This is a genomic window from Wenzhouxiangella sp. XN24 (genome assembly GCF_011064545.1).
GTDB lineage: Bacteria > Pseudomonadota > Gammaproteobacteria > Steroidobacterales > XN24 > XN24.
The window spans coordinates 167910-186897 of sequence record NZ_JAAMFG010000035.1 but is presented as its reverse complement, the minus strand read 5'-3'; the positions used below and the strand labels follow the sequence as shown (position 1 = coordinate 186897).

Below are 18988 nucleotides of genomic sequence, written 5' to 3'. Positions count from 1 at the left end.
CTGTTGGGCAGCCCTGGAGTCTCCGCCCTCTTCCCCTCCATCAGCCCCGCATCACCGCGGGTATCGACACTGAGCCGCACCCGCGGCTCGGTGGCGAGCCCTGCAGGCAGATCCCCCCGGAACAACTGGTGTTCACCAAGCCACAGCCATGCTCAGCTTGATCGCGTTGTCGCCCGTGACGGCGTCGGCGCGGGAACGCGCCTCGTGCCAGTTCCATTGCATGGACAGCTGCGGGTTCACGTCCGGCGCGACGGCCGCGACCATGCGCGACAGGTCGAGACGCACGTCCAGGCGGTGCTTCTGCTGGCCGATCTCGGGCATGAACCACATCGGGTCGGCGCTGTGCGACCAGTTGGCGCTCAGCGAGACGGCCGGAAGGTGACGTGTCAGGGACATCTTCGCCATCCAGTAAGCGTCGCTATCGCCGGCGTAAGCGCCGACCGCACCCGAGCGCGCGGAGAGGTCCCAGGACGGCGCATAACGCATCGCCACCAGGGCTTCCGTGCTCCAGTCGCCGTGCGCCCTGCGATGGCTCAGGCCGAATTCATAGCTGGCGTCGATCTCCTGGTGCAGCGTCGCCTCGCCGCCGCCGGGATCGATGACGGAGAAGAGCAACTCGGTCTGGTATTCCGAACTGTGCCAGGCGAGCGCCACGCCCCAGGTGGCCGCCGCCAGTTCACTGTAGCGGGGATCGGAGGTCCGCACGTGGCAATCGCGCCCCGTGACGTGCATCGCCGGCGCGGCCGCGGCGCTGCCGTCCGGCAGCGACACCTGCAAGGTGCCGCGCAAGGCGCAGTCGAGCGCCAGTCGCGAATCCGCCGTGGCGTCGCCGGCACCCCATTGCAGGGCGAGGCTGGCGAGACCGGGAGACCATTCCAGCTTCGCCAGCTGGCGCTGCTGCTCGACGATAGCGCGATCGGTCTGCCATACGTCGCGCGCCTCCGCCCGGAACTTAAGCGCCAGCGGGGAACCGGCCACCACCGGCAGCCGCATGCGCAGCTCCTGGCCGAAGCGCTGGCCGCCGAAGCGCTTGGGTCGTGCTGTCGGGTTCGCGAACACGTCGCCTGGCTCGAGCATGTACGTCGCGTGGTAGCGCAGCGGCGCAGAGTCGTCGCCGATCCCGACGCGGCCGGCCAACAGTGGATCGCCGCGCGTGTCGACCAGCGGCAATGCCCCGTCGATACCGATCTCGACGCCGCTCGCGAGCGCGGCCGGACCCGGGCGGGCCGGCCCGGCGGACTGGGTCGATGCGCAAGCCGACAGCAGCGCTGCCGCCATCAAGGCCGTTGCCCGCAATCGCACCGTGAGCTCAAGCACGTCCTCTCCCGTCGCAAGCCAGGTTGCCAGGTCGCAGCGGCATTGAACCGCTGCGACCATTGCACCTTTTCTAGCGCGTCCCGTCCGTGACTTATGTCAGGTTAACAGAGGACCGCGACGGGATAAAAAACGCCGTCCCTCGAGCGATCCTCGTCACGGTGGACGATGACGCTCGAGGGACGGCGCTGCACGGCATCAACCAGCGGGCATCAGGGCGCCTGCACGACGATCCGCTTGCCGGCCGAAGCCGCCGGGCCGAATTTCACCGTGAAGAAGGGCGCGTCCGGGTCGGGCCCGACCAGCAAATCGACGAACGACTCGCCGCCGGTGTAGACGTCGCCGCGCAGCGTGGCCTCGGCCCGTACTCGCAGGTAGCCGAGCTGCTGTCCCGGTATCCCGCAGCCCAACTCAGCCGTGGCGCGGTCCGTGGTCGCGTCGAAATCAGGCCCGCAGAACACCATCTTCAGGAAGCTGAAGCGGACCCGGCCTTTCTCCGCGCGTTCCCATGCGCCAAATCCGGTGCTCCCGGTGATGTTCAGCGGGGCAAACGGCACCGGGTTGGCATGCAGCGAGCTGTTGGTCTCGGTCAGGGTGCCCTTGGCATGGAACGTGAGGAACTCCATGAACGGCGGCGGCGCGGGCGGCGCGCCGGACGACGCTTCCGGAAAGCTGACTTGCACCAACCAGGTGCCGACCGGATCGTTACCCTGGTTCCCGGCCTCTGCACCGGGCATGTAGCCCGCCAGCAAGGCCCCGCACAAGATCGCCGCCAGGCAATGATTCTTCAGCATCACAACATCCCTCTTGTATTAAGTGTTTTTTGGTCACGGGCAGACTCGGCCCTTAAACCTGAACGCGACATCGCGACGGGAATCCCGACACGGTCTGCAAAGGGACGGTTGCCGGGATGAGGGGCGAACCCATCACCCGTTTGCCGGAACAGCCGCACGACGGTGAGCCCGGCGCTCTCGACCAGGCGATGGCGCTCCTGTACCGCGACCTGCACGGCGTGGCCGTCCGGGTGCTCAGGGATCGCTACGGCAGGGGCCTCCCCGGGGCAACGCTCGAGCCCGCGGCGCTGGTGAACGAGACGTACCTCGGCCTGTTGCGCCAGCGGTCGGGATACCGGAATCGCCGCCATTTCATCGCCATTGCGAGCCGCGTGATGCTCCGGGTGCTCGCCGATCATGAGCGCGGCAAGAAACGCCAAAAGCGCGGCGGAGACCAGTTGCGCGTGACTTTCACGGGCGTCGCTGAGGAACTGGTGACCGTCGATACCACCACCATCGACGAGTTCGCTGCGGCGTTGGACCGGCTCGAGGCGCTTGATGAGCGGTCGGCCGAGGTCGCCCGCCTGCATTTCGTATGGGGTTGCGGTCTCGAGGAAGTGGCGACCCTGCTGGGGCTTTCTACACGCACCATCGAGCGCGATGTCCGCTTCGCAAGGGCCTGGCTGGCCGAGGCCCTGGCGGAGGACTCCGCATGAGTCCCGAGGTCTTCGCCGAGGTGCGCGCGCTGTTTGACCGGGTGGACGAACTCGAGCCGGCGGACAGGGAGCGCACACTGGAGCGGGAATCACTGGGCCGACCCGAAGTCGTGGCAGACGTTCGCCGGTTACTGGGCTGCGAGGGCGACCGGCTGGCGGCGGTCGAGTCGGTGTTGAACGCTGCGCTGTCGGCGGGGAAGGATCGGATGGCGGGTCCCTACCGGCTCGAGTCGATGCTGGGCGAGGGCGGAATGGGCGAAGTGTGGCTTGCGGAACAGTCCGCGCCGATCCGCCGCAAGGTGGCGATCAAGATGATCAAGGCCGGCATGGACACGCGCCAGGCCGTTGCGCGCTTCGAGGCAGAGCGGCAGGCGCTGGCCACGTTGTCCCACCCCGCGATTGCGGCGGTTCTGGATGCCGGGGAAACCACGCTCGGACGACCTTACTTCGTGATGGAGTATGTCGAAGGAATGCCGCTGGACCGGTATTGCGACGCACACCGGCTCGGCCTCCGCGCCCGGCTGCGACTTTTCCTGCGGGTCTGCGAGGGAGTCCAGCATGCGCACAATAAGGCGCTGATCCACCGTGACCTGAAGCCGGCCAATATTCTCGTCATGACGCAGGAGCACGGCGCCCAGCCCAAGATCATCGATTTCGGCGTCGCCATGGCGATCTCGGCGGACGCCGGGACGAGCTCGAAGCTCACCGAGGCCGGCCTCCCGGTGGGGACGCCTGAATACATGAGTCCAGAGCAACTCGGCGGCGCCGGCGCTGTCGATACGCGAACCGATGTGTATTCGCTCGGCGTGACATTGTGCGAACTGGTGACCGGCTGCCTGCCGCAGCACCACCGACCGGGCGGCCCCTCGACCGGCGGCGACCTGGACCGGATCATCCTCAAGGCCATCGACCCGGATCCCGAGCGGCGCTACGAGTCACCCCGGGCCTTCGCGAAAGACATCGAGCGTTTCCTGGCGGCTCGCCCGGTGATCGCGAGGACGCTTAAGGCTGCCTGTCTTGTCTAGCGATCGAGCAACGCCAGCAACTCCGCCGTCTTCGCCTCCATCAGCGCCGCGTCCCCGCGACTCTCGACATTGAGCCGCACCAGCGGCTCGGTGTTCGAGGCGCGCAGGTTGAAGCGCCAGTCGGCGAATTCCATCGACAGCCCGTCGGTGCGGTCTAAGGTCACGGCCTCGTCGGCATAGGCCGCCTCGACCGCCGCCAGCACCGCGGGCGGGTCGGCGATGGAGCGGTTGATCTCGCCGGAGGCCGGGAACGCCGCCATGCGCTCCTCGACCAGCGCCGAGAGCGGGCGGCCGGCGCGGGAGACGAGCTCGGCCACCAGCAGCCACGGGATCATGCCCGAGTCGCAGTAGGCGAAGTCGCGGAAATAGTGATGCGCGCTCATCTCGCCGCCGTACACCGCGTCCTCGAGGCGCATGCGCTCCTTGATGAAGGCATGCCCGGTCTTGGACATGATGGGCACGCCGCCGCCCTGCTCCACCATGTCGATGGTGTTCCACGTCAGGCGCGGGTCGTGCACGATCTTCGCGCCGGGGTGCTTCAACAGGAACGCCTCGGCCAGCAGGCCGACGATGTAGTAGCCCTCGATGAAGCGGCCGGTCTCGTCGAACAGGAAACAGCGGTCGTAGTCGCCGTCCCAAGCGATGCCGAAGTCCGCACCGCTGGCGACGACGGCCTCGGCCGTGACGGCGCGATGCTCGGGCAACAAAGGATTGGGCACGCCGTGCGGGAAGGTGCCGTCGGGTTCGTGCTGCAGGCGGACGAAGTCGAAAGGGAGGCGCTTCTCGAGCCGGTCGATGACCAGCCCTGCCCCGCCGTTGCCCGCGTTGACGACCAGTTTCAGCGGCTTTAGCGCGGCGACCTCGACGTAGCCGAGCAGGTGTTCGATGTAGGCGTCGTGCACATCGACCTCGGTGTGGCGCCCCCGCTTCGGCGTCGCCTCGAAGCGCCCGCGCTCGGTGCGTTCCTCGATCTCCTTCAAGCCGGAGTCGCCGCTGATCGGCTTCGACTGCTCGCGCACGAACTTCATGCCGTTCCAGTCCGGCGGGTTGTGGCTGGCCGTCACCATGATCCCGCCGTGCACGTCGAGGTGGCTGGCCGCGAAATACGCCATCTCCGTGCCGCACAGACCGATGTCCTGCACGTCCACCCCTGCGTCCATGAGCCCCTCGGCCAGGGCCCGGGACAGCGCGGGCGAGGACAGGCGCACATCGTGCCCGATCACCACGCGGCGCGGGCCGATCACCGCAGCATAAGCGCGGCCGATGCGCCGCGCGATGTCCGGGTTGAGGTCGTCGGGGAGGCGGCCGCGGACGTCGTAGGCTTTGAAGCAGTTCATGTGTTTCATCCGGTATTGAGGACGGCCGCCGAGTCGGAACGGGGATGATTCGGAACGGGTCCAATCCTCGGCGAGTTCAGGGACTATTCCAGCGCAGGGCATTCTAGCAATCTCGATGAACGGAGGTGGCTTTTGGTGTCGGCGCTGGCGGTGCTACTGTCTCACCGCGTGGGGAGTCCGTTGCCGGAGGTGAGCGATGACGACAAACACTGTGAGCCTGGCAGATGCCAAGGCACGGTTAAGTGAGCTCGTCGAACGGGCGCGGTCAGGCGAAATCGTCGTCATCACTCGGCGTGGCCGGCCGGTGGCGCGGCTTACGAGCGCAAGTCCAGCGCGCAAGCCTGTCGACCTGGAGACGCTCACCGGAGTCATCGATCCGATGCCGCGCCAAGCTGAATCAACGGGGAGGTTCATCGGCAAACTGCGCGGGGATGCACGTTACTGATCTGTGCGAGGACGCGCGTTGCTGGAGCGCTATCTCAAGACGAGCGCGACGAATTTCCGAGCTCCACGGCTCAACCGCGCCCGTAGGTGTCCTCGAAGCGCACGATGTCGTCCTCGCCGAGGTAGGAGCCGGACTGCACCTCGATGAGATGCAGCGGCATCTTGCCGGGGTTCTCGAGGCGATGCGTCGTGCCCATGGGGATGTAGGTGGACTGGTTCTCGCCGAGCAGGAAGGTCTGTTCGCCGCAGGTCACCTTGGCCGTGCCGGAGACGACGATCCAGTGCTCGGCGCGATGGTGGTGCATCTGCAGTGAGAGCTGTGCGCCCGGGTTCACGGTGATGCGCTTGACCTGGAAGCGGTCGCCGTTGTCTACGCTGTCGTAGCTGCCCCAGGGACGGAACACTTCGCGGTGCAGGCTGGTCTCGTAGCGGCCGTCTTTTTTCAGGCGCTCGACGAGTTGCTTCACTTCCTGGACGCGGTCGCGCGGTGCGACGAGCACGGCGTCCTTGGTCTCGACCACCACGCAGTCGGCGAGGCCGACGGCGGCGACGAGGCGGCTCTCGGCGTAGAGATAGCAGCGCTGCGTGTCTTCCATCAGCACGTCGCCGACCGTGACGTTGCCGGCGGGATCGGCGTCGCAGGCGTCATGCAGGCTGGCCCAGCTGCCGACGTCGCTCCATCCGGCGTCGAGCGGCACGACCCAGGCGTACTCGGTTTTTTCCATGACGGCGTAGTCGATGGAGTCGGAGGGGCAGGCTTCGAAGGCGTCGCGATCGACGCGGGTGAAATCGAGATCGTTCTTGGCGGCGGCGATGGCGGCGACGCACTGGGTGACGATTTCGGGGCGGTGATTGCGCAGCTCTTCGATGTAGCGGCCGGCGCGGAACATGAACATGCCGGAGTTCCAGAAGTAATCGCCCGAGGCGACGTATTTCTCGGCGAGCGCGGGGTCGGGTTTTTCGACGAACTGTTCGACGGCGGCGGCGCCGTTGCGCGCGGCGGCGCGGATGTAGCCGTAGCCGGTTTCCGGGCGGTCGGGGACGACGCCGAAGGTGACGAGCTTGTCCTCGGCGGCGAGCCGGGCGCCGACTTGCAGTGCGGCGCGGAATGCTTCGGCGTTGCGGATCACGTGGTCGGCCGGGAGGACGAGGAGAATCGGGTCGTCGCCCTGCTCGCGGTCCTGCAGGGCGGCCGCGGCGGCAAGCGCGACGGCCGGGGCCGTGTTGCGCCCGGCGGGCTCGAGCAGGATGGCCGCGGGGTCGACGTCGATCTGGCGCAGCTGTTCGGCGACGAGGAAGCGGTGTTCCTCGTTGCAGACGATGATCGGGTCCGCGACGCCGTCGAGGCCTTCGAGCCGGCGCAGTGTCGCCTGGAGCATGGTGTCCTTGCCGACCAGCGGCAACAGCTGCTTGGGGTAGAGCTGGCGCGACAGCGGCCAAAGCCGAGTGCCGGAGCCGCCCGAGAGGATGACGGGCACGATCATGCGGATGTCCTTTACTGTTTCGGGTCGGACCGCAGCAAGCTGCTGATCTAAATGGAATATGTCTGAAAATATGGCCGGATTTTGCGCTTAGAAGTGTGATTCAGGCCCGAAAAATTCATTCTAACGCTTGCCTTGTCGGCTATTCGGCCTGGCTTGGAGCCGGCTGGAACTCCCGTTAGAACGCGATTTTGCACCCGATTTTTCGCCTCTAAGGCTCGTATGAGCCTGTTTTTGGATGAAAAATAATTCTAACTCAATAACTTATCACGGTCCGACCCGCCGCGGTCGCCGCGGCCGATGCCGTAGTAGGTGAAGCCGAAGCGGCGGACGAAATCGGGGTCGAAGACGTTGCGGCCGTCGAAGATGACCGGCTCGGTCAGCGCATCCTTGATGGCATCGAAATCCGGGCTGCGGAATTCCATCCATTCGGTGATCACGACCAGGCAATCGGCGCCCTCGAGCGCCGCCTCCGCCGACTTGCACAGCACGAGGTCACCACGGTCGCCGTAAATGCGGTGCGTCTCCTCGCGCGCCTGCGGATCATAGGCCCGCACCTTGGCGCCAGCATCCCAAAGCGCTTCCATGAGCACGCGGCTCGGCGCTTCACGCATGTCGTCGGTGTTCGGCTTGAACGCCAGTCCCCACAACGCAATCGTCCGACCGGCCAAAGACTCGCCATAGTGCGCGCTGATCTTGTCAAACAGCACCTGCTTCTGGCGCGCATTCACGGCCTCGACCGCCTCCAGCAACTGCGCCGGATGACCCGCCTGCCGCGCCGAATGCGCCAGCGCAGTGACGTCCTTGGGGAAGCACGAACCGCCATAGCCCGCGCCGGGATAAATGAAGTGATAGCCGATGCGCGGGTCGGAGCCGATGCCGAGTCGCACATGCTCTATGTCGGCGCCGAAACGCTCGGCGAGGTTGGCGAGCTCGTTCATGAAGCTGATCTTGGTGGCAAGCATCGCATTCGCCGCGTACTTGGTCAGCTCAGCCGAGCGGATGTCCATCGCGATGAGCCGATCCTGCTGGCGGTTGAACGGCTCGTAAAGCAGGCGCAGCAACTCGGTGGTGCGCGGATTGTCCGTGCCGACGATGATGCGGTCCGGCCGCATGAAGTCGTCTACCGCGGCGCCTTCCTTGAGAAACTCCGGGTTGGACACGACGTCGAAATCGATACTCGCGCCGCGTTCCTCCAGCGTCCTGGCGATCTCCGCCTTGACCTTGTCCGCCGTGCCGACCGGTACCGTCGACTTGTCGACCACGACGCGATAATCCTCCATCGACTCGCCGATGGACCGCGCCACCGCGAGCACGTATTGCATGTCGGCCGAGCCGTCCTCGTCGGGCGGCGTGCCGACGGCGATGAACTGGAACAGTCCGTGCGCCACCCCGACTTTCACGTCCGTCGTGAACTTCAGTCGTCCCGACTCGCGATTGCGCGCCACGACCGCGGTGAGTCCCGGCTCGAAGATCGGAATCTCGCCGGCGTTGAGCCGATCGATCTTGTCCTGGTCGATGTCGACACACACCACCTGGTTGCCCACGTCCGCCAGGCATGCGCCTGTCACCAGGCCCACATAGCCCGAGCCAAAAATCGTGATCTTCACAATGGTTCCCTTTGTGTTTTCGCGGGTCGGACCCGAGCAAGTTGCTGATCCACCGACATTATCCGCAAAAATTTACCCGGATTTCGACCTTAGAAGCGTGATTCAGGCCGAAAAAATGCATTCTAAGGCAACAACAGGTCGGACACCCGCCTCGCCTGAATCTGCGAACTGCATCCACAACCCGCCGGCGCCAAACCCTTACGATGCACCCATGACTGCAGCACGCCTCCAAATGGACTTAGAGGACATCCCGCCGTTCTTCCTCGGCCGGCAACCCATTCTCGATCGGCGCGGCACGACCGTGGCCTACGAGCTGCTGTTCCGCCCGAGCAACGACAACGGCGTAGTGGTCACCGACGACCGCGCCGCCACTGCCGCCGTCATCGCACATGCCTTCAGCGACCTGGGGATCGACGCGGCCCTCGGCGGATGCCAGGGCTTTATCAACTTCGACGCCGAGCTGCTGTTGTCGGACGTGCCTGAACTGCTGCCGGCGGAGAGCATCGTCATCGAGATCCTCGAGACCGTCGAGATCACGCCGCAAATCCTCGAACGCTGCCATGCCCTCAAGCGCCAGGGCTTCCGCTTCGCGCTCGACGACGTGACCCGCCCGGACGAATTGCCCGAAGACGTGCTCGAGCTGATCGACATCGTCAAGGTCGATCTCGCGATGACATCGGCCAACCGTGTGCCGGCCATCGCGAGGGCCGGCAAGGCTGCGGGCGTGATGCTGCTCGCCGAAAAAGTGGACAGCCTGTTCCAGGCCGATCGCTGCCGCGAACTCGGCTTCGACCTGTTCCAGGGCTACTACTTCGCGCGTCCCGTGCTGCTCGAAGGGCGGCACACGCAGCCCGACCGGCACGTGCTTTTGCAACTCCTCCAGCAGGTCGCCGACGGCAGCTCGAAACAGGACATCGCCGCGACCTTCAAGCGCGCGCCCGAGCTGACCTACAAGCTCATGCGCCTCGTGAACTCGGTCGGCATGGGCATCCCGAACCGCATCCAGAGTCTCTCTCATGCGCTCGTCGTGCTCGGTGACCGGCAGCTGCATCGCTGGCTGCAGGTGCTGGTGTTCGCCCACGCCGGCGGCCAGGACGGTGCCACGCCGCTGATGACCCTCGCCTCCACCCGCGGGCGGTTGATGGAACTGCTCGCCCAGCGCAGTTCGCCGAATACGGATCTTCATGAACAGGCTTTCATGACGGGGATCATGTCGCTGGTCGATACGCTGATGGATGCGCCGATGGAGACGCTGCTCGAGCAGGTCAACCTCGGACAAGCCATCCATGACGCCCTGCTGCATCGGCGCGGCCGCCTGGGACAGCTCCTCCAGCTGGTCGAGGCACTGGAGCGCAAGAACGCCCGGGAGCTGCCGAAACTGCTCGGCGATGATCCGCCCTGCGCGATCGGGGACCTGCCGGCGCTGCAAATTGCCGCGATGAGCTGGGCGAACGAGCTTTCGCACGGGCGATTCGACGACGACGCCCGAATGGCAGCCAGCGACGCCTGACCGCGCGTTCCGCCCGCTTAGAACCCGTTTTTTGGCGTGAAAAACGCCCTCTAAGAGCCGAAATTGCCCGAAATCCGGGTCGTTTTGTAGGTAATTCAACCAGTTGTTGCGGTCCGACCCGCCGGATATCCTCCGCCAACCGGAATTCGACGCCAGGAGCCCGTCAATGCACCCGATGTTCACGAAAGCCGCGGTCGCCGTCGCCAGCGCCGTCATGTTGATCGGCAGCGCCGAGGCGCAGGACCGCAAGGGCTGGCCGCGCAACCTCACCATCGGCACCGCGAGCCAGGGCGGCACGTATTTCATCTACGGCAACGGCCTCGCCGGCTTCATCTCCGAGAACCTCGACATCAGGAGCTCCGGCGAAGTCACCGGCGGCCCGGTGCAGAACGTCACCCTCGTGCAGATGCAGGACCACCAGGTCGGCCTCGTCACCATGGGCCCCGCCTACGAGGCCTGGAAAGGCGAAAGCCCCCTCGCCCCCGGCCTGCCGCACACCGACGTCCGCGCGCTGTTCCCCATGTACCAGACACCCTTCCAGGTGGTGGCGCTGCGCTCCTCCGGCATCGACTCCATCGCCGACCTCGACGGCAAGCGCGTCTCCGTCGGCCCCGCCGGCGGCACCGCGGGGATCTACTGGCCGCGCTTTTTCGAGGCCCTCGGCGTCAAGGCACGCATCTCCAACGCCGGCGCCGCCGACGCCATCAGCCAGCTGAAAGACGGCCTGGTCGATGCCTTCGCGTTCGCCGCCGGCCTGCCGATCTCCGCCTTCAGCCAACTCGCCGCCGAGAACGACGTCGTGATCTTCGCCTTCCAGCCCGAGGAACAGGCCAAAACCCTCGCCGCCTTCCCCTCGGTCTCGGCACTGGTTATCCCCGGCGGCACCTACGCAGGGCACGACGCGGACCAGGCCACGGTCTCCATGTGGAACTTCGCCATCGCCCACAAGGACCTGCCCGACAGCCTCGCCTACGAGATCACCCGCCTCGTCCTCGAGAACCCGGAGCGCCTCGCGCAGATCCACTCCGCCGCCCGCGAGACGCGCCTGGAGAACTGGAGCAACAACACCTTCATGCCGTTCCACCCGGGGGCGGCGCGCTACCTGGAAGAGCAGGGCGTCGCCCTGCCCGCCCAGCTGCGTGACTGAGACAAAGGGCGGCTCGGCGGACCCGGGCGCACCAGACGAACTCGGGACCGCGGCGAATGCGGCCGGCGCGATCGCGCCGGCCGGCTCCGCGACCCCGGCCGCTGAAACGTCACCGACCGCGCAGGGCTCGGCCGCGCCATCCAACCTCGGCGCCGGCGTCGACGGCGAAGCCATCGCGCCCAACCAGCGGCAGGCCCCCGGCCTCACGGGCCGGCTCCTCGCGGCCCTGTGCATCGCCTACACGGTGTTCCACATCGGGGTGATGAACTTCTACCCGCTGGAAACCTGGACCTACCGCCTCATCCACGTCGCCGGCGGCCTCACGCTCGGTTTCCTGCTGTTCTCCTCCGGCAACTTCCGCGCCGACGACACCCGGCCCGCGCGCCGCCTGCCCGGCCTCGCCTACTGGCTCGCGCTGCTGCCCGCCGCGGCGGCCCTCATCACCGCCTTCGTCCAGGGCGTCGGCTTCTGGGCGACCGGCACCGGGCTCGACCACGCTGCGGGCCGCGACGCCATGCTGTGGACCTTCGGCATCCCGCTCGCCGCCGGCACCGGCTGGGCGCTGCTGCTGAGCTGGATCGCCCCACTGCGCAAACGCGGCGTCATCGACCCCACCGACCTGCTGCTGGCGCTGGCCGCGATCACCGTCGCCCTGTATCTCATCTTCCACGCCGAGTTCCTGCGCCTGCGCGCCGGCACCGCGCTGGCCAAGAGCGCCGACATGTACGCCGCGCTGGCCGGTGTGATCCTGATCCTCGAGATCACCCGCCGCCTCGCCGGACTCGCCCTCGTGGCCATCGCGGGCGTGTTCATGCTCTACAGCCTGGTCGGCCCCTGGCTCCCGGGCATCCTCGAGCACCGCGGATACACCGCGATGCGCTTTCTGACCTACATCTACACCGACCAGGGCATCCTCGGCCCGACCACCGCGATCTCTTCCACCTACATCATCCTGTTCGTCACCTTCGCCGCATTCCTGCAGGTCTCGCGCGTCGGCGAGTACTTCGTCAACTTCGCCTTCGCCGCGGCCGGCGGCTCGCGCGGCGGGCCCGCCAAGGTGGCGGTGTTCGGCTCCGGCCTGATGGGCATGATCAACGGCACCTCGGCGGGCAACGTCGTCTCGACCGGCTCATTGACCATCCCGCTGATGAAGCGCGTCGGCTACCCGCCGCAGACCTCCGCCGCGGTCGAGGCCGCCGCCTCCTCCGGCGGCCAGATCCTGCCGCCGATCATGGGCGCGGGCGCGTTCATCATGGCCGAGATCACCGGCATCCCGTACACCGAGATCGTCGTCGCGGCGATCATCCCCGCGGTGCTGTATTTCGCGTCGATCTACTTCATGGTCGATCTCGCCGCCATCAAGAGCAACATGCGCGGCCTGCCCCGCTCCGAGCTGCCGAAGTTCGCCCGCCTCGCGCGCCAGGTCTACATGTTCATCCCGATCATCATGCTGATCGGCCTGCTGTTCTCCGGCTACTCCGTGATCCGCGCCGGCACCGTGGCGATGGCGGCGGCGGCGATGATCAGCTGGCTGACGCCCTACAAGATGGGCCCCGGCGCCGTGGTGCACGCCTTCGAGATTGCCGCGCGCATGTCGTTGCAGCTGGTGGCCGTGTGCGCCGCCGCGGGGATCATCGTGGGGGTCATCGCGCTGACCGGGATCGGCACGCGCTTCTCCTCGCTGCTGCTCACCCTGGCCGACCAGAACCAGCTGATCGCGCTGTTCTTCGCCATGGTGGTGTCGATCATCCTCGGCATGGGCATGCCGACCACCGCGGCCTACGCCGTGGCCGCGTCGGTGATCGCGCCCGGGCTGATCGAGATGGGCATCGAGCCGCTCACCGCGCATTTCTTCATCTTCTATTTCGCGGTGATGTCCGCCATCACGCCGCCGGTGGCGCTGGCCGCCTACGCGGGGTCCGCCATCGCGCAATCCGACCCGATGAAGACCAGCGTGGAAAGCTTCAAGATCGGCCTGGCGGCGTTCGTCGTGCCCTTCATGTTCTTCTCGTCGCCGCAGCTGCTGATGCAGGGCGCGTGGTACGACATCCTGCACGTCGCGATCTCCGCCGGCTTCGGCATCTTCCTGCTCGCCGCGGCGGTGCAGGCGTACTTCTTCGGTCCGCTGTCGATGTGGCTGCGCGGCCTCCTGGGCATCGGCGCGCTGAGCATGATCGCCGGCGGCTGGTTCTCCGACGCGGTCGGGCTCAGCGTGGCGATCGTCGTGTGGGCGATCAACAAGCGGATGGTGCACGCCTCGGACGTGGCGCGGGGGTTGGATTAGGGGTAGCGCGCGCTGACCGGGTCAGGCCTCCACCTTGCCCTCAACGTGCCGCCGCCGCCGCAGCCAGCTTGCGAACTTCCAGGCATGACGCACCGTGAAAGCCTGGGTAATCCCGATCAGGATGAGCCCGAAGAACAACACGCCGTCGGGGACGCCGGCCCGATGCGACAACACGCCGGTAATCCCGACCAGGAACGCGATGGTCGTCATGATCAGCGCCACCTGGCGGACCGAGAAGCCGGCGCGGAACAGGATGTGATGCAGATGCTCGCTGTCCGGATGCAACGGATTCTGGCCCTTGGCAATGCGTCGGACGAAGCTGATGAACAGGTCGAAAATCGGCAGGGCTGCAAGCCAGAGGGCGGTGACCGGTGAGATCACGGGCGTCGGGCCGTGCGCCAGCTTCAACCCCATCCAGACCACGGCAAAGCCCAGCAAGGTACTGCCGGCGTCGCCCATGAAAGTGCGCACCTTGCGATTGCGCACCATCGGGAAATTGAAGAGCAGGAAACTCAGCACCACCGCGATTCCGACGAACCCAAGCGATGCCCCGGCCCCGTCACCGAAGACCAGTGCCGCGAGTGTCGCCGCCGTCAGGGATGCAAGGCCGATACCGCCTGCCAAGCCGTCCAGGCCGTCCATCATGTTGAACGCGTTCACGACCGCGATGATCACCAGCACGGTGAACGGCAACGCCAAGGGACCAAGAGCAATATCCCCGAAAAACAGGATATTGCCGAGGTTCTCCGCGACGAGCCCCGCGCCGAGACAGACGATCAGGGCCGCCGTCGCCTGGGCGACGAGGCGCACGCTCGGCGGGAGGTCGAATCGATCGTCAAGAGCACCGACCAGTACCAGCAGTCCGCCGGCAACCAGGAATGCTGTCTGCCCGACCATCGGTTCCGCGAGCAATGGCAACGTCGTGACCAGTCCGAGGTACATACCGACGCCGCCAATGACGGGCACGATCCCCTGGTGGCCCTTGCGCCCCCCGGGGCGGTCGACGAAACCGATCGCGAAAGCGACGGGACGCAATGCGAGGATGAAGACGGCGGTGACGAGGAATCCGATGAGGGCTGCGTCAATCCATGACATGCAGATATGAACCCCGAAAAATTGATACGTATTTATACCTATCCAAGCGGCGCCTCACAAGCCATTCGGCCCAAATGTGGTCATGAATTCCCACAAAGAATCCAGGCCAGACCATCTCAGGTGGCGCATAGCCTAATGCTACTCCGGTACAATTGCCAGCCACCGAACCTCGTTCGCGCAGGAAACCCAGGTGACTGATACCCGCACCCTCACCCACCTCGAGCAACTCGAGGCGGAAAGCATCCACATCATGCGCGAAGTGGTTGCCGAAACCGAGAACCCGGTGATGCTCTACTCGGTCGGCAAGGACAGCGCCGTGATGCTCCATATCGCGCAGAAGGCCTTCTATCCCGGCAAGCCGCCGTTCCCTCTGCTGCACATCGACACCACCTGGAATTTCCGCGCCCTCTACGCGTTCCGGTCGGAAATGGTCGAAGAGGTCGGGATGGAGCTGCTTGTCCACATCAACGAGGAAGGCGTGGCGCAGGGGATCAATCCTTTCACGCACGGCTCGGCGTTGTACACCGACGTCATGAACACCGTCGCGCTGAAGCAGGCGCTCGACAAGTACCGCTTCGATGCGGCCTTCGGCGGCGGGCGGCGCGACGAGGAAAAGTCACGCGCCAAGGAACGCATCTTCTCGTTCCGCACGGCCCAGCATCGCTGGGACCCGAAGAACCAGCGGCCCGAGCTGTGGAAGCTCTACAACACCCGCAAACGCAAGGACGAAACCATCCGCGTGTTCCCGTTGTCGAACTGGACCGAGACCGACATCTGGCAATACATCTGGCTGCACAACGTGCCGATCGTGCCGCTGTATTTCGCGGCCGAGCAGCCGGTGGTGGAGCGCAACGGCATGCTGATCATGGTGGATGACGAGCGCATGCCGCTGAACCCGGGCGAGAAGCCGATGATCAAGCGTGTCCGGTTCCGCACCATGGGCTGCTATCCGCTGACCGGCGCGGTGGAATCGGATGCCACGAGTCTGCCCGAGATCTTCGGTGAGATCCTCCTCGCGACGGCCTCCGAGCGCCAGGGGCGGGTCATCGACTACGACGATGGCGGCGCGTCCATGGAGCGCAAGAAGCAGGAGGGGTATTTCTGATGGACGAGGTCACGACCGGACTGCTCCCGGCCAGCGTCGAGGACTACCTGCGCCAGCACGAGCACAAGACCCTGCTGCGGTTCATCACTTGCGGCAGCGTGGACGACGGCAAGAGCACGTTGATCGGGCGGATGCTCTACGACTCCAAGCTGCTGTTCGAGGACCAGCTCAGCATCATCGAGAAGGACTCGAAGAAGTGGGGCACGCAGGGCGAAGAGATCGACTTCGCGCTGCTGGTGGATGGCCTCGCCGCCGAGCGCGAACAGGGCATCACGATCGACGTAGCGTATCGGTTTTTTGCGACTGAGCATCGCAAGTTCATCGTCGCGGACACGCCGGGCCACGAACAGTACACGCGCAACATGGTCACCGGGGCGTCCACGGCGGATGCGGCGGTGATCCTGGTGGATGCACGGCAAGGCGTGTTGACGCAGACGCGACGGCACAGCTACCTGGTGTCGCTGCTGGGCATCCGGCATGTGGCACTGGCGGTCAATAAAATGGATTTGGTGGGATACTCGCAGGATCGGTTCGAGGAGATTCGCGCGGAGTACGCGGAGTTCGCGAAGAAGATCGGGATCGAGGAATTTACGGCGATTCCGGTGTCTGCGTTGAAGGGCGAGAACATAGTCAAGCCCAGCGTGGAAATGGGCTGGCATCACGGTCCGACGTTGATCGGCTATCTCGAGACCGTCGAGGTGGACGAACGGATCATGCAGCAGTCGCCGTTCCGTCTGCCGGTGCAGTGGGTCAATCGGCCGGACTCGTCGTTCCGTGGTTTCGCCGGGATGATCTCCAGCGGCGTGATTCGCCCGGGCGAGCGGATCCGCGTGCAACCGAGCGGCAAGGAAAGCACGGTCAAGCGCATCGTCAGCTTCGACGGCGATCTCGAACAGGCTGTGGCCGGGCAGTCGGTCACATTGATGCTCAACGACGAGATCGATATTTCGCGGGGCGCGGTGATTTCGGGCGTGGACTCGCCCGCCCAGGTCGCCGACCAGTTCGAAGCGAAGGTCGTGTGGATGGCCGAAGAAGCGCTGTTGCCCGGCCGTGGCTACCTGATGAAGATCGGCGCCAACCTCGTGCCCTGCTCGATCACCGACATCAAGTACCAGGTCAACGTGAACACGCTGGAGCATATCGCGGCTAAGAAGCTCGAGCTCAACGAGATCGCTTATTGCAACCTGAGTCTCGATCGATCGATGCCCTTCGATCCCTATGAGGAAAACCGGGACACGGGCAGCTTCATCCTCATCGACCGGCTCAACAACAACACCGTCGGCGCGGGGATGCTCGACTTCGCTCTGCGCCGTTCGCAGAACATCCACCTGCAGCACACCGACATCGACAAGGCCGCGCGCGCTGCTGCTAAGGGCCAGAAGCCATGTGTCTTGTGGTTCACGGGCTTGTCAGGGTCAGGTAAGTCGACCGTAGCGAACCTGGTCGAAAAGAAGCTGCATGCCATGGGCTATCACACGTATTTGCTGGACGGCGACAACGTCCGTCACAGGCTGAACCGCGACCTGGGTTTTACCGAGGAGGACCGGGTCGAGAATATACGTCGCGTCGCGGAGGTGGCGAAGCTGATGGTGGACGCAGGCCTGATCGTTCTGACAGCCTTCATCTCGCCCTATAGATCCGAGCGCCGGATGGCCCGGCAGCTTTTTCCCGAGGGCGAGTTCATCGAGGTGTTTATGGATACTCCGCTGGAAGTGGCCGAGGAACGCGACCCGAAGGGGCTTTACAAGAAGGCGCGGCGCGGGGAGCTGAAGAACTTTACGGGAGTGGATGCACCGTATGAGAAGCCGGAACAAGCCGAGCTGATAATCGCATCCGGCCAACTCGAGCCGAATCAGTCGGCCGAGAGAGTAATTGCCCTGCTCAACCAGCGATCGGCGCTATCAGATGCCTAGCGCACAACAACTCCGGATATGATATCGAGCATCTCATGGGCAAGGACTGATCGATCATAGCGCTTGGCAGCTTGCGGTCCATTGCCCCGAAACCGATCATACAGCGCCTGATCCCTGCTCAGCCGACGCATGCCCTCACACAGCGCCGCAGGGTTTTCTGGCTCGAAAGCCAGGCCAACCTCCTCCCGCGCGACGATATCTGCCGACTCGCCTGCCACGCCGTGAAGCACAGGGATGGCCATACCCATACACTCGAACAGCTTCGATGGAATAACTGTCGTGAACAACTCTGTCCGCTTCAGGTGGATGATTGCCACATCGAGCGCGGACCAATAGCGAACGACTTCATCTTTAGGCACGGAATCTACAAAAACAACGTTTGACAAGCCCTCTTTGGTTGCTCTTTCCATCAGGGCCTTCTTGTTTGCCCCATCACCAAGCAGCAAAAACCGGTACCGATCACCCCCTGGCTCTTTTGAAATGATCTCCGCGGCATCCAGCAACGTGTCGAGAGCGTGCGCCATGCCATGCGTCCCGATGTAGCCGCCCACAAATTTTCCAGCTAACCCAAGCTGCTCGACCAATGCTGCGTCTTTGGGCAGTGGCGAGAATCTGTCGGTGTCCACGCCATTGGTAACAACATGAATCTTTCCTGCATCGACCCCCCTACGAATCAGCGTATCCCGGAAGGCATGCGTAACCGAGACAATCGCGGCGGCCTTTCGATAGAGAAACATCTCGACCTTTTCTAACCAGTCCAGAACCCTGGATTCCTTCATAGCTCCAACGGCCCGAATGGATTCAGGCCAAATATCGCGGAGCTCGAAAACCCACGGCACGCGCTTCATCGCCGCGGCGACATAAGCCGCGAAGGCGGCGAAGAACTGCGGCGATGTGCCGACCACCACGTCAACCCTGCGAACAAAACACGATGCGATCACGGCCGAGAACATAAAGCTAAGGTAATCAAGAATCCGCCTGGTGAAGCCCTCGTTTGCGGTGATGTATGTCCAAACCCGAACCACCTGAATTCCGGAGATATCCTCACGTTGCCACAATCGATTCTTGTACCCCTCGAACACACGGCCCCGTGGAAAATTCGGCGCGCACGTAACTACCGTGACCCGGCACCCCGCTCGAACCCATTCTCTACAGTGCTCGAACGTGCGGCTTGCCGGTGCATTGACCTCCGGTGGAAAGTTGTCACTAATGAACAGGATGTGCATTGCCGGCT

General features: G+C 64.9%; 15 protein-coding genes. 8 read left to right on the top strand and 7 right to left on the bottom strand.

The genetic code is table 11. From position 1 onward, the window contains the following. Positions 1–132 precede the first annotated feature (132 nt). Together G6032_RS11830 and G6032_RS11825 are read right to left on the bottom strand one after the other, a co-directional pair. The gene (locus G6032_RS11830) at positions 133–1317 is read right to left on the bottom strand and encodes a hypothetical protein (RefSeq protein WP_165282345.1); all 1185 of its coding nucleotides are present in this window, start codon (positions 1315–1317) and stop codon (positions 133–135) included. 209 nt (positions 1318–1526) lie between these two features. Next, on the bottom strand, positions 1527–2108 hold the full coding sequence (locus tag G6032_RS11825) for a hypothetical protein (RefSeq protein ID WP_165282344.1): 582 nt from the start codon (positions 2106–2108) through the stop codon (positions 1527–1529). A 116-nt stretch (positions 2109–2224) separates the two neighbouring features. Between G6032_RS11825 and G6032_RS11820 the strand changes: the two genes are divergently transcribed. Both G6032_RS11820 and G6032_RS11815 read left to right on the top strand, forming a co-directional pair. Next, positions 2225–2803 (top strand): ECF-type sigma factor, encoded by a 579-nt coding sequence (locus G6032_RS11820; RefSeq protein WP_165282343.1) that lies wholly within the window; start codon positions 2225–2227, stop codon positions 2801–2803. Further along, on the top strand, positions 2800–3828 hold the full coding sequence (locus G6032_RS11815) for a serine/threonine-protein kinase (protein WP_165282342.1): 1029 nt from the start codon (positions 2800–2802) through the stop codon (positions 3826–3828). Before G6032_RS11820 ends, G6032_RS11815 begins: the two co-directional genes overlap by 4 nt. Here G6032_RS11815 and G6032_RS11810 read toward each other — a convergent pair. Beyond that, positions 3825–5174 (bottom strand): phosphomannomutase, encoded by a 1350-nt coding sequence (locus tag G6032_RS11810; protein ID WP_165282341.1) that lies wholly within the window; start codon positions 5172–5174, stop codon positions 3825–3827. The genes G6032_RS11815 and G6032_RS11810 overlap by 4 nt on opposite strands. A gap of 187 nt (positions 5175–5361) precedes the next feature. Between G6032_RS11810 and G6032_RS11805 the strand changes: the two genes are divergently transcribed. Further along, positions 5362–5610 carry a type II toxin-antitoxin system Phd/YefM family antitoxin gene (locus G6032_RS11805; protein WP_165282340.1) on the top strand — a complete coding sequence of 83 codons (249 nt, stop codon included), beginning with the start codon at positions 5362–5364 and terminating at the stop codon, positions 5608–5610. A gap of 70 nt (positions 5611–5680) precedes the next feature. Here the strand turns inward: G6032_RS11805 and G6032_RS11800 are convergent, their stop codons facing one another. After that, the gene (locus G6032_RS11800; protein ID WP_206211953.1) at positions 5681–7093 is read right to left on the bottom strand and encodes a mannose-1-phosphate guanylyltransferase/mannose-6-phosphate isomerase; all 1413 of its coding nucleotides are present in this window, start codon (positions 7091–7093) and stop codon (positions 5681–5683) included. A gap of 248 nt (positions 7094–7341) precedes the next feature. Further along, positions 7342–8700, bottom strand: coding sequence for a UDP-glucose/GDP-mannose dehydrogenase family protein (locus tag G6032_RS11795; protein ID WP_165282339.1), 1359 nt, complete (start codon positions 8698–8700; stop codon positions 7342–7344). Positions 8701–8932: 232 nt separating this feature from the next. Here G6032_RS11795 and G6032_RS11790 point away from each other — a divergent pair, with 232 nt between their 5' ends. From G6032_RS11790 to G6032_RS11780, 3 genes are all read left to right on the top strand, one after another. Further along, positions 8933–10210, top strand: a complete 1278-nt coding sequence (locus G6032_RS11790) for an EAL domain-containing protein (protein ID WP_165282338.1) — start codon at positions 8933–8935, stop codon at positions 10208–10210. A gap of 166 nt (positions 10211–10376) precedes the next feature. Continuing rightward, positions 10377–11357, top strand: a complete 981-nt coding sequence (locus G6032_RS11785; RefSeq protein WP_240902248.1) for a TAXI family TRAP transporter solute-binding subunit — start codon at positions 10377–10379, stop codon at positions 11355–11357. Continuing rightward, positions 11350–13641 carry a TRAP transporter permease gene (locus G6032_RS11780; RefSeq protein ID WP_346763815.1) on the top strand — a complete coding sequence of 764 codons (2292 nt, stop codon included), beginning with the start codon at positions 11350–11352 and terminating at the stop codon, positions 13639–13641. The genes G6032_RS11785 and G6032_RS11780 overlap by 8 nt, the downstream gene beginning before the upstream one ends. A gap of 21 nt (positions 13642–13662) precedes the next feature. Here the strand turns inward: G6032_RS11780 and G6032_RS11775 are convergent, their stop codons facing one another. Next, a complete protein-coding gene (locus G6032_RS11775; protein WP_165282337.1) occupies positions 13663–14736 on the bottom strand; it encodes a hypothetical protein in 1074 nt (357 codons plus the stop codon). A gap of 151 nt (positions 14737–14887) precedes the next feature. Here G6032_RS11775 and cysD point away from each other — a divergent pair, with 151 nt between their 5' ends. Together cysD and cysN are read left to right on the top strand one after the other, a co-directional pair. Further along, a complete protein-coding gene (gene cysD / locus G6032_RS11770) occupies positions 14888–15841 on the top strand; it encodes a sulfate adenylyltransferase subunit CysD (protein WP_165282409.1) in 954 nt (317 codons plus the stop codon). Beyond that, positions 15841–17754 carry a sulfate adenylyltransferase subunit CysN gene (gene cysN / locus G6032_RS11765; RefSeq protein ID WP_165282336.1) on the top strand — a complete coding sequence of 638 codons (1914 nt, stop codon included), beginning with the start codon at positions 15841–15843 and terminating at the stop codon, positions 17752–17754. Before cysD ends, cysN begins: the two co-directional genes overlap by 1 nt. On the opposite strand, the gene G6032_RS11760 is transcribed toward cysN, so the two are convergent. Further along, positions 17751–18980 carry a glycosyltransferase family 4 protein gene (locus G6032_RS11760; RefSeq protein ID WP_165282335.1) on the bottom strand — a complete coding sequence of 410 codons (1230 nt, stop codon included), beginning with the start codon at positions 18978–18980 and terminating at the stop codon, positions 17751–17753. The two genes, cysN and G6032_RS11760, sit on opposite strands and share 4 nt — an antisense overlap. Between the last annotated feature and the right edge of the window lie 8 nt (positions 18981–18988).